This is a genomic window from Pantoea sp. K16 (genome assembly GCF_048452805.1).
GTDB classification, from domain to species: domain Bacteria; phylum Pseudomonadota; class Gammaproteobacteria; order Enterobacterales; family Enterobacteriaceae; genus Pantoea; species Pantoea agglomerans.
Genome location: NZ_JBLWNV010000015.1, coordinates 107,260 through 118,451 on the forward strand (window position 1 = coordinate 107,260; position 11,192 = coordinate 118,451).

Consider the following 11,192-nt stretch of genomic DNA (forward strand, 5'->3'; position numbering starts at 1 on the left):
TTAGCAGAACAATCGGGCAGGTCCGGCACGAATGCCATGCACGCTGGCATGCCATTCTACCCATGAACGGGTAACGGCCGTGAAAAGAGGCGGCGTAGAGATCTGCTGCGGTGCAGTGTGCAGCGCAGAATGTGATGTCAGTAAACTATGCAGTGAGTCGATCAGCGCCAGCTTTTGTGCCGCCAGCGGTAATGCCTGTTGCTCCGCCTGCGCCTGGGGCGCCAGCGTGAAAGAGAGATGACGAATAACGGTGCGGATGGCGTGCTGATGCCAGTAATCCACGCTGAAGCTCGGGCGTCGGGACGCTTCCTGCAGCCGGATCAGGTGATCAAAGCGTGTGGCACTGCCAAGAAAGAGACTGATGGCCGGAGATTCAGACGACGCGTTGAGTTCGGAGCTTTGCGCACAGGCTGGCAGGCCAAAGCTGGCCGCTACCATCCCTAACAGGAGATGAGGCCAGAAGTAGCGTCTACCTAATTGTCGCCAGCGCAGAAGAATCCCGATCACAACCTTTCCATCGCGCATGCTCTGTTGCGCTCTTGTTTTCTGGTACCCGCCGCGAGCCGCAACGGATTTCGGCCTGTAAAAGCGCCACAGATAGTATCATTAATGTGGGGCATCTACACCTGGGATTAAAGTGATGGCGAGAGAAAACACGTGTGATTGTTCAGCAAATCAGCAGAACAGACAACGCTTTGCGAGCGAGGTCGCAGTCATCAGGCGTGTGATAAGAGGCAATAAAAAACGGCTGGCGCCGCTGACCGGAGAGGGTGTCAGCATAACCAGCCGTTTCACGTTCCGGGGTAATTAAGCCAGAACCAGATTCGGTGCTTTGAATGCCAGCGGCAGTTCAGCTTCGTCTTCGAAGGTTGCCCATTCCCAGGCTTCCTGCTTAGCCAGAACCGCTTGCAGCAGCTTGTTGTTCAGCGCGTGGCCCGATTTGAACGCAGTGAATGCGCCAATGATGTTGTGACCACACATAAACAAGTCGCCAATCGCGTCCAGCATTTTGTGACGGACAAACTCGTCCTCAAAACGCAGGCCTTCTTCATTCAGTACGCGGAAATCATCCAGACCTATCGCACAATCTAAGCTACCGCCCAGGCACAGGCCTTTAGACTGCAGATATTCGATTTCACGCATAAAGCCAAATGTACGCGCCCGGCTGATTTGACGAACAAAGGCGTCAGCAGAGAAGTTCATCGCATAACGCTGTGAGCTGGAATCGATAGCCGGGTGTTTGAAGTCGATGGTGAAATCAAGCGAGAAGCCGTTAAACGGTTTGATCTCGGCCCATTTGTCACCCTCTTCCACACGCACGGTCTGCTTAACACGCACAAATTTCTTCGCGCTGTTGAGCTGCTCGATGCCCGCATCCATCAGCAGATAGATAAACGGTGCTGCGCTGCCATCCATGATCGGGATTTCTGGCGCATCGACTTCAACAATAATGTTGTCGATACCCAGACCCGCCAGGGCGGCATTGAGGTGTTCAACCGTTGAAATACGCACGCCTTCATCATTCACCAGGCAGGTACTCAGCATGGTGTCGCGCACGTATTTTGCATCAGCCGGAAAATCTACCGGTGGATTCAAGTCGGTGCGACGATAGATGACCCCGGTATTAGCCGACGCAGGGCGTAATGTCAGGGTGACTTTTTTGCCGGTATGTAAACCGACACCAGTCGCCTGAACAATACGTTTTAATGTCCTTTGTTTGATCATCGTATTATCTCGCAATATCACCTGTCCGACCGCCAGTATACTTTACCAGCGGACAGAGACTTTAGCACAAAGAGCGGAGAATCCCAATTATAGGGTTAATCCTAATCGGCCTGCTTACGTAAAAAGGCTGGAATATCAAGATAATCGGGCTCTTTGTTCGACTGCGCAGCCTGGTCGTTAACGACTTTGGCAGCAGGTTTCTGCTCCTGCGGCAGCGGTGACATACCGTGCTGCTGATAGCGATGATCCATCACTGGCTGACTGGCTGGCTTGTTGGTCACCAGGGTGATTTCAGGACGCTTGTCCATGCCGATACCGGTTGCCACCACGGTGACGCGCAGTTCGTCATTCATTTCCGGATCCAATGAGGTACCGATCACGACGGTCGCGTTGTCAGAGGCGAAGGCGCGGATAGTGTTACCCACGGTCTCGAACTCATCCAGACGCAGGTCGAAGCCCGCCGTAATGTTGACCAGCACGCCACGCGCACCAGAAAGGTCGATATCTTCCAGCAGTGGGCTGGAGATCGCCATTTCAGCCGCTTCTTCCGCACGATCTTCACCGCACGCGACGCCTGAACCCATCATCGCATAGCCCATTTCGGACATGACGGTACGCACGTCAGCAAAGTCGACGTTCATCAGGCCAGGACGAGTGATCAGCTCAGCGATACCCTGAACGGCGCCTTTCAGCACGTCATTAGCTGCACCAAACGCATCCAGCAGAGAGATACCACGGCCCAGCACTTTCAGCAGCTTGTCGTTTGGAATGGTGATCAGTGAATCGACATGCTTAGAGAGTTCGGCGATGCCCTGCTCGGCAAACGCCATGCGCTTTTTGCCTTCGAAGTTGAACGGCTTGGTGACAACCGCCACCGTCAGGATACCCAGCTCCTTAGCCACTTCAGCCACGACAGGCGCTGCACCGGTACCGGTACCGCCGCCCATACCTGCTGCGATGAAGACCATGTCTGCCCCTTCCAGCGCAGAACGCAGTGCTTCGCGATCTTCTTCTGCAGAGTTACGGCCCACTTCCGGGTTCGCACCCGCACCCAGACCTTTGGTAATGTTATTACCGATCTGAATGGTCTGGCCGACAGCTGTTTTACGCAGCGCTTGCGCGTCGGTATTCACAGCAAAGAATTCCACACCTTCGATACGCTCGCGTACCATGTGCTCTACGGCGTTACCGCCGCCGCCACCGACGCCGATGACTTTAATCACCGCGTCGTTGGTTAATTCCATAGGTTCAAACATGATTTCTCTCCGTTATGTGCCTGTCGCCTGGAGATCACTAAAGAAAACAGCATGATCCCCTTTCACAAAAATTAAAACTCTTTTTTTAACCAACTGTTAATACGCTTGAACCAGTTACCTACTGAGACCCGTTTTTCGGTCTCTGCATCACCGTTCATGTGCGACTCTTTGCCGTAATGCAACAGTCCCACGGCAGTGGAGTAGTACGATTCCTGCGCATAGTCAGTCAGGCCGGTAATATTCAGCGGCTGTCCGATACGCACCTGCGTATGGAATACGCGTTGCGCACAGGCCGCCAGTCCTTCGATTTGCGCTGCACCACCGGTCAGGACAATGCCTGCGGCTAAGTGATGCTTCACGCCCTGCTGACGCAGTTGTTCCTGTAACTGCAGAATCTCGTCATTGACCAGATTCAAAAGTTCGGTGTAACGCGGCTCAATCACTTCAGCCAGCGTCTGACGTTGCAGGCTACGTGGTGGACGTCCGCCCACACTCGGCACCTCAACGTTCTCGTCTTTGCCGACAATCGAGCCCAGCGCGCAACCATGGCGCACTTTGATCGCCTCAGCATCCGTTGGTGGTGTGCCAAACGCATAGGCGATGTCGCTGGTAACGACGTTGCCTGCATACGGAATAACCTTAGTGTGCCGTAAAGCGCCGCCGGTATATACGGCTATGTCCATTGTACCGCCACCAATATCGACAACACACACGCCCAGCTCACGTTCGTCTTCAGTCAGAACGGCAAAACTGGAGGCGAGACCGGCAAAAATCAGCTGATCCACTTTCAGCCCGCAACGTTCAACGGCTTTAACGATGTTCTTCGCCATATCGTTGTGGCAGGTGATCAGATGCACTTTCGCCTGCATACGCACGCCGGAAAGCCCGACCGGATTTTTAATCCCTTCCTGATAGTCGATGGCGTATTCCTGAGGAATGACGTGCAGGATGCGATGCTCGTCACGTACTCTCACCGATTTGGCGGTATGTACGACGTTCTCTACATCATCCTGAGTCACTTCCTCTTCGGAAATCGGAACCATCCCGATTTCGTTCTGACAACTAATATGTTTGCCCGATAAAGCAAGGTAGACGGAGGAGATCTGGCAATCTGCCATCAGCTCAGCCTGATCGATGGCGCGCTGAACGCATTTCACCACCGACTCAAGATCGTTTACGCCACCTTTATCCATACCGCGGGAAGGGCAGCTGCCCACCCCAATAATGTTGACCATACCATCGGGCAGAACTTCCCCAACCAGGGCGGCAACCTTCGCAGTGCCGATTTCGAGTCCAACTACCAGTTTTCTGTCCGTTGCCTTGATCATTGTTGTTTAGCCTGTGCCTGGTTCTGTTGCTGATTACTGTCCTGTGGCTCCATCACGATCGGTGTCCAGCCAACAGAAGCGCCAGAGTCGTATCGTAAATCCACGTAGCTGATACGTTTGCTCTCGTTCTGACCTTGCTGTTGCAGCACCGGGTAGAGCTCAATAAAGCGATTCAGTCGTTTCATGGTGTCGCTGCGGCCCAGTTCGATACGAACATCGTCGCTGGTGACCAGCTGCCATGAACGCCGCGCCGTCATCGACGCCACCTTCAGAGTAAACTTCCGGGCTTTCAGCACATCATCCATGCTGTGATAGCCCGCCAGGACCTCTTTCTCACTCCCTTCCGGCCCGTACAACATCGGCATTGTCTCTTTGCCGACATGACTGGCGGGTACGCTGAAGGAGACACCCTCAGCATCCACCATGTGCAAATCGTTCCAGCGCGCCACCGGTGTGTACTCCACAAGGTGGATCTTCAGTTCGTCCGGCCACTGCTTACGTACGCTGACCTGCTTAATCCAGGGCAGCCGCTCAATCTGCTGCTGCAGGATGTCCACGTCCTGAGACATAAACGTACCAGGCGGACCCAGCGACAAAATCGCCTGACGAATATCATCGTGTGTGGTGTAATGCGTCTGTCCTGTCACCACCAGTTTTGACAATGGCAGCCGGGACGCATCGTTCATCCACTTCAGTACCACCAGCCCGCCAGCAACCATAATCCCGATGACGATCAGCAGAAAAATAATGCCGAACAGTCGGGCACCGTTACTGCGCCCGGTGCGAATACGCTCCTGCGGTTCACGGTTTCGAACTCTCATCGCCGCCTGTGACATATCAGTCGGCCAGCTCCAGAATATGGGCAACCAGCTGCGGGAAGCTCATGCCCGCCTGTTTCGCTGCCATTGGCACCAGACTGTGGCTGGTCATGCCCGGTGAGGTATTGGCTTCCAGTAACTGAAAGCGCCCTTCCCCGTCGGTCATCACATCAACCCGTCCCCAGCCGCGACATCCCAGCGCACGCCAGGCCGCCAGTACCAGCTGCTGTAATTCCGCTTCACGTTCAGCGCTTAAATCGGCCGGACAGACGTACTGAGTATCGTCAGAAATGTATTTAGCTTCATAGTCATAGAACTCGCTGGCGCTCTTTATTTCAATCGAAGGCAGAATACGATCGCCCACAATCGCGACGGTGTACTCCGCGCCGCTGAGAAACGCTTCGACCAGCACGTCATTGTCATGCTTAAACGCCATGTCCAGTGCCGCCGGCAGCGCGCTCAGATCGTTAACCCGACTGATGCCTACGCTGGAGCCTTCACAGGCTGGCTTCACAAATAGTGGCAGGCCAAGGGCCGCAATTGCCGCGTTGTTTTCTGCGTCCAGACCGGCATCAAACTGCTGACGCGTCAGCCAGACAAACTTTCCTGACGGTAAACCACGTCCCTGCCACAGCAGCTTGGTGCGCAGCTTATCCATGGTCACGGCCGATGCCATCACGCCGCTGCCGGTGTACGGCAGTTGCAGGAACTCCAGCACCGCCTGCAGCGTGCCATCTTCTCCGCCCCGGCCATGCAGCGCGATAAAGGCTTTGGTAAAGCCCTGCTCTTTCAGCGTCAGCACAGAGACATCACGGGTATCGATGCCATGCGCATCAATGCCCATTTCCCGTAATCCGGCGAGGACGGCCTGACCCGACTTCAGCGAAACCTCACGCTCTGCCGAGGTGCCACCCATTAATACTGCAACTTTATCCGCCATGACGATCCTCCGCTTTGCGTTCCGGCTGGAGCTTAGTGTCAGCCAGCTTGCGGGCAACCTTGCCGACGTTACCGGCTCCCTGCACCAGAATCAGGTCATTGCCTGACAGCAGCGGTGCCAGCATCTCTGGCAGCGCGTCATGTTCCGGCACCAGAATCGGATCCACCTTGCCGCGATTACGAATCGCACGGCACAGCGACCGGCTGTCAGCACCCGGAATAGCGGTTTCACCGGCAGAGTAAACATCCAGCATCAGCAACACATCCACATGCGACAGTACGTTGGCGAAATCATCAAACAGATCGCGGGTACGGCTGTAACGGTGCGGCTGAAACACCATCACCAGTTTTTTATCCGGCCAGCCTGCACGCGCGGCTTTAATTGTCGCGTCCACTTCGGTGGGATGATGACCGTAATCATCAACCAGCATCGCGGTGCCCGGCTGTCCGTTGACCGGCTCTGTCGGGAATTCACCCAGCAGATCAAAGCGACGGCCCGTGCCCTGGAAACTCTCCAGCGCAGCCAGGATAGCATTGTCTTCAATGCCCTCTTCACTGGCGACGGCGACGGCGGCTGCCGCATTCAGGGCGTTGTGGCGACCCGGCGCGTTCAGCGTAATCTGCAGCGGTGCTTTATCCTGACGGATCAAGGTGAAATGCCCCTGCGCGCCACTCTGTTCATAATTTTCAATGCGCAGGTCAGCATCATCACTGAAACCGTACGTGGTGATATGGCGTCCCACGCGTGGGATCAGGTCACGAATAACCGCATCATCCACACACATCACCGCACGACCGTAAAACGGCAGGTTGTGCAGGAAGTTAATAAACGTCTGCTTCAGGTTCTCAAAATCGCCCTGATAAGTGTCCATATGATCAGCTTCGATGTTGGTCACAATCGCCACCATCGGCTGCAGATGCAGGAACGACGCATCACTCTCATCCGCTTCAGCAATCAGATACCGGCTGTGACCCAGACGGGCATGGGTGCCTGCTGCTTTGACCAGTCCACCGTTAACAAAAGTCGGATCGAGACCCGCTTCCGCATAAATACTCGACACCATCGCCGTGGTGGTCGTTTTGCCATGGGTACCCGCAACGGCGATGCCGTGACGAAAACGCATCAGCTCAGCCAGCATCTCCGCGCGACGGATCACCGGGATACGCTGTTCACGTGCCGCCACCAGTTCGGGGTTATCCTGCGAAACGGCGCTGGAAACCACCACGACGCTGGCATCGGTCACGTTTTCGGGGCGATGGTTAAAATAAATGGTGGCACCCAGCGCAATCAGGTTCTGCGTCACCGGGTTAGGGGCCAGATCTGAACCGCTGATATGGTAGCCTTCATTTGCTAACACTTCGGCAATACCGCCCATGCCAGCACCGCCGATGCCGACAAAGTGGATGTGCCGGACGCGACGCATCTCGGGCACGATAGAACGCAGTTTTGCCAATTGTTGTGTATTCATCGCTCTCAGTTACCTGCTATTTCAGTTTGTACCCAGTCCGGGTACAGGTCAGACACGCTGACCGGAATGATTACTTTGCGGCGCGAGCCACTTCCTGAGCGACCCGTTCAGTCGCATCGGGGATCGCCACCTGACGGGCCTGCTCAGCCATCGTCAGCAGTGTTGCGCGATCCCAGTGGCGTAGCTGATCCGCTAAAGCCTCCGCAGTAAATTGCGGCTGCTCAAAAATTCTGGCGGCGCCCGCTTTCTCCAGCGGCAGCGCGTTCCAGTACTGCTGGCGATCTTTGTGCTGAAATGGCACGAAAATCGCCGGTAAGCCAGCGGCAGCGACTTCGCTCACGGTTAACGCGCCGGAGCGGCACACCACCACATCAGCCCAGGCGTAGGCGGCAGCCATGTCATCAATAAACTCGGTCACCTTGTGCTGCGTCTGCCCGACCTGCTGATAAGCTTTCTCTGTTTCGGGCAACGACCCTTTACCGGTCTGATGCCACAGGGTGATCTCATCACCCACCAGCGCGGCAACCTGCGGCAGCGTCTGGTTCAGTATCCGCGCCCCCTGACTGCCACCGATCACCAGCACCCGTATCGGGCCATGACGATCTGCCAGACGTTGCGCGGGTAAAGGCAGTGCCAGTACATCAGTGCGAACCGGATTTCCCACCACATCGGCGGCGGGAAACGCGCCCGGAAACGCCTGCAATACTTTCGTAGCGATTTTCGCCAGCCATTTATTGGTCAGCCCGGCAATACCGTTCTGCTCATGCAGCACCACCGGAATACCGCAACTCCAGGCCGCTAAGCCGCCAGGACCGGAAACGTAGCCCCCCATGCCCAGCACGACATCCGGCTGCCAGGCTTTCATGATGCGACGGGCCTGACGCCATGCATTAAAGATGCGCAGCGGTGCCAGCAGCAACGCCTTCATGCCTTTACCACGTAATCCGCTGATGCGGATGAAGTCGATGTCGATGCCGTGCTTTGGCACCAGATCGGCTTCCATACGGTCGGCAGTGCCTAACCAGCGGACCTGCCAGCCCTGTTCCATCAGATGATGGGCGACAGCCAGACCGGGAAAGACATGTCCGCCGGTTCCACCTGCCATCACCATCAATCGCTTACCGCTCATCGACCACCTCGGGTAAACGCCTGCGCTTTCGCCAGGCGCGTTTCATAATCTATGCGTAATAAAAAGACGATGGCAGTCGACATAATGATCAGACTTGACCCACCGTAACTGATCAGCGGTAAGGTCAGACCTTTGGTCGGTAACATACCGGCTGCTGCACCGACGTTAACCAGCGCCTGGAAGCTGAACCAGACTCCGATTGAACAGGCTAAAAAGCCGGAAAAACGCTGATCCAGTTCCAGAGCACGACGGCCAATCGACATCGCACGAAAAGCGACGAAGAATACCATTAAAAGTGCCATTACCACACCGACGTAGCCGAGTTCTTCCCCGATGATGGCGAAAATAAAGTCGGTATGCGCTTCGGGCAGATATTCCAGCTTTTGCACGGAGTTACCGAGCCCCTGGCCCCAGAATTCCCCACGACCAAATGCCATCAGTGACTGGGTCAGCTGGTAGCCGCTACCAAAGGGATCTTCCCACGGGTTCCAGAACGAGGTCACACGGCGCATACGGTAGGGTTCTGCAATGATCAGCAGGATCACCGCAAAGATGCCGGAACCGATGATTGCCAGAAACTGCCACAGTTTGGCCCCCGCCAGGAACAGCATCGCCAAAGTCGTCACAAACAGCACAACCACCGTACCGAGATCCGGCTGCGCCAGCAGTAACACGGCCAGCACCACCATCACGCCCATCGGCTTACAGAAGCCCCAGAAGTTGTTACGCACCTCTTCCACTTTGCGCACCAGATAACTGGCGAGATAGCAGAACAGAGAGAGCTTCGACAGCTCTGCAGGCTGAATACGCAGCGGACCCAGCGCGATCCAGCGCGATGCACCGTTAACCGAGCTACCGACTACCAAAACAATCAGCAGCATCGCGACCGTGACCATCAGCATCACGTTGCTGTAGCGCTGCCAGAAGTCCATCGGCACCCGCAGCGTGACCAGCGCCATACATACAGCCAGCACGATGTAGAAGGCATCGCGCTTGGCAAAATAAAAGAGATCGTCATTCAGACGCTGACCCACCGGCATTGAAGCCGACGTCACCATCACGAAACCAATCACCGCCAGGCCCAGCGTCAGCCATAGCAGTGTGCGGTCATAGAGCACCAGCGAAGAGTCATCACTTTCGCGTGCGCCCATGACCCAGTCTTTCAGGCGTCCTGAGAAATATCCCGCCAGTCCGGCACCAGGAATACGCATCAGCTCAGCTCCTTCGCCAGTTGCGCGAACTGCTCACCGCGCTGCTCAAAGTTTCGGAACTGGTCAAGGCTGGCACAGGCTGGCGACAGCAGAACCATATCGCCTGCTTTAACCTGCGGCGCAATCTGCTCCATCGCCTGGCGCATGGTTTCAGTGCGCACGGCGATTTCAGGACGCAGCGCCGCCAGCGCATCGCCATCGCGACCAAAGCAGTAAAGGCGCACATTGTCGCCCTGCAGCCAGGGGATCAGCGGCGTAAAATCGGCCGACTTGCCATCACCGCCCATCAGCAGCCACAGCGTTCCCTTCACCTGCAGGCCATTCAGCGCTGCTTCGGTGCTGCCGACGTTGGTGGCTTTGGAGTCATTGATCCAGCGCACGCCCTGATGCTCATGGACCAGCTGGAAGCGATGCGCCAGACCGTTAAAGTGCGTTAAGGCGGCCAGACTGGAGGCGCGTGGCAGACCCACCGCATCGGCCAGCGCCAGCGCAGCCAGCGCATTGGTGTAGTTGTGCTGTCCCACCATCTTCATTTCGGCCGTGTTCAGGACCTTCTCGCCTTTCACCCGCAACCAGATACTGCCCTGCTGCTTGTTAAGGTGGTAGTCCCCGAAATCGACACCAAAGCTGACGCAGCGGGTGTCCGCGCCGCGTACCGGCATCGTCAGGGCATCATCGGCATTAACGATGCAGACCTGTGCATTTTCATAGACCCGCAGCTTAGCGGCGCGATACTGCTGCATACCCAGCGGATAGCGATCCATATGATCTTCGCTGACGTTAAGTATGGTTGCCGCCGCGGCTTTCAGACTGTGCGTGGTCTCCAGCTGAAAACTGGAGAGTTCCAGTACATAGAGTTGCGCCGGTGACTGCAGCAGACTCAGCGCGGGCAGACCAATATTGCCGCCGACGCCCACCTGCCAGCCTGCGGCTTTCGCCATTTCACCCACCAGCGTAGTCACCGTGCTTTTACCGTTGGAGCCGGTGATCGCCACGATCGGCGCCTGCGCCTCGCGGCAAAAGAGCTCAATGTCACCGACAATTTCGATGCCGGCTTCGACGGCTTCGCTGAGAATCGGATGCGCCAGCGCGACGCCGGGGCTGGCAACAATCAGATCGGCCGCCAGCAGCCAGTCGCCGTTGATGCCGCCCAGATGGCGTTCAACCTGCCCGGGCAATTTATCCAGCCCCGGCGGCGAGACACGGGTGTCCATCACGCGAGGCGTTACGCCCTGCGCTAAAAAGAAATCAACACAGGAGAGCCCGGTGAGGCCCAGCCCGATGATGACGACTTTTCTACCCCGATAGTCAGCCATG

10 protein-coding genes are annotated in these 11,192 nt (G+C 56.3%); all 10 read right to left on the reverse strand.

Annotated elements, in window-relative coordinates; genetic code table 11:
- Positions 1-507 carry a secA translation cis-regulator SecM gene (gene secM / locus ACK13D_RS18850; RefSeq protein ID WP_418796982.1) on the reverse strand — a complete coding sequence of 169 codons (507 nt, stop codon included), beginning with the start codon at positions 505-507 and terminating at the stop codon, positions 1-3.
- Between the two features lie 300 nt (positions 508-807).
- Positions 808-1,725 carry a UDP-3-O-acyl-N-acetylglucosamine deacetylase gene (gene lpxC, locus ACK13D_RS18855; RefSeq protein WP_010253894.1) on the reverse strand — a complete coding sequence of 306 codons (918 nt, stop codon included), beginning with the start codon at positions 1,723-1,725 and terminating at the stop codon, positions 808-810.
- Between the two features lie 101 nt (positions 1,726-1,826).
- A complete protein-coding gene (gene ftsZ, locus ACK13D_RS18860; protein WP_010253892.1) occupies positions 1,827-2,981 on the reverse strand; it encodes a cell division protein FtsZ in 1,155 nt (384 codons plus the stop codon).
- Positions 2,982-3,052: 71 nt separating this feature from the next.
- Entirely contained in the window at positions 3,053-4,309 is a 1,257-nt protein-coding gene (ftsA, locus tag ACK13D_RS18865) for a cell division protein FtsA (protein WP_010253890.1), read from the reverse strand.
- Positions 4,306-5,145 carry a cell division protein FtsQ gene (gene ftsQ, locus ACK13D_RS18870; protein ID WP_010253887.1) on the reverse strand — a complete coding sequence of 280 codons (840 nt, stop codon included), beginning with the start codon at positions 5,143-5,145 and terminating at the stop codon, positions 4,306-4,308. The genes ftsA and ftsQ overlap by 4 nt, the downstream gene beginning before the upstream one ends.
- Before the next feature lies 1 nt (position 5,146).
- A complete protein-coding gene (locus ACK13D_RS18875) occupies positions 5,147-6,067 on the reverse strand; it encodes a D-alanine--D-alanine ligase (RefSeq protein WP_418796983.1) in 921 nt (306 codons plus the stop codon).
- A complete protein-coding gene (gene murC / locus ACK13D_RS18880; protein ID WP_010253883.1) occupies positions 6,057-7,535 on the reverse strand; it encodes a UDP-N-acetylmuramate--L-alanine ligase in 1,479 nt (492 codons plus the stop codon). Before murC ends, ACK13D_RS18875 begins: the two co-directional genes overlap by 11 nt.
- Before the next feature lie 70 nt (positions 7,536-7,605).
- Positions 7,606-8,664, reverse strand: coding sequence for an undecaprenyldiphospho-muramoylpentapeptide beta-N-acetylglucosaminyltransferase (murG, locus tag ACK13D_RS18885; RefSeq protein ID WP_192072986.1), 1,059 nt, complete (start codon positions 8,662-8,664; stop codon positions 7,606-7,608).
- The gene (gene ftsW / locus ACK13D_RS18890; protein WP_010253879.1) at positions 8,661-9,875 is read right to left on the reverse strand and encodes a cell division protein FtsW; all 1,215 of its coding nucleotides are present in this window, start codon (positions 9,873-9,875) and stop codon (positions 8,661-8,663) included. The genes murG and ftsW overlap by 4 nt, the downstream gene beginning before the upstream one ends.
- The gene (gene murD / locus ACK13D_RS18895) at positions 9,875-11,191 is read right to left on the reverse strand and encodes a UDP-N-acetylmuramoyl-L-alanine--D-glutamate ligase (protein WP_010253876.1); all 1,317 of its coding nucleotides are present in this window, start codon (positions 11,189-11,191) and stop codon (positions 9,875-9,877) included. Before murD ends, ftsW begins: the two co-directional genes overlap by 1 nt.
- Position 11,192 lies beyond the last annotated feature (1 nt).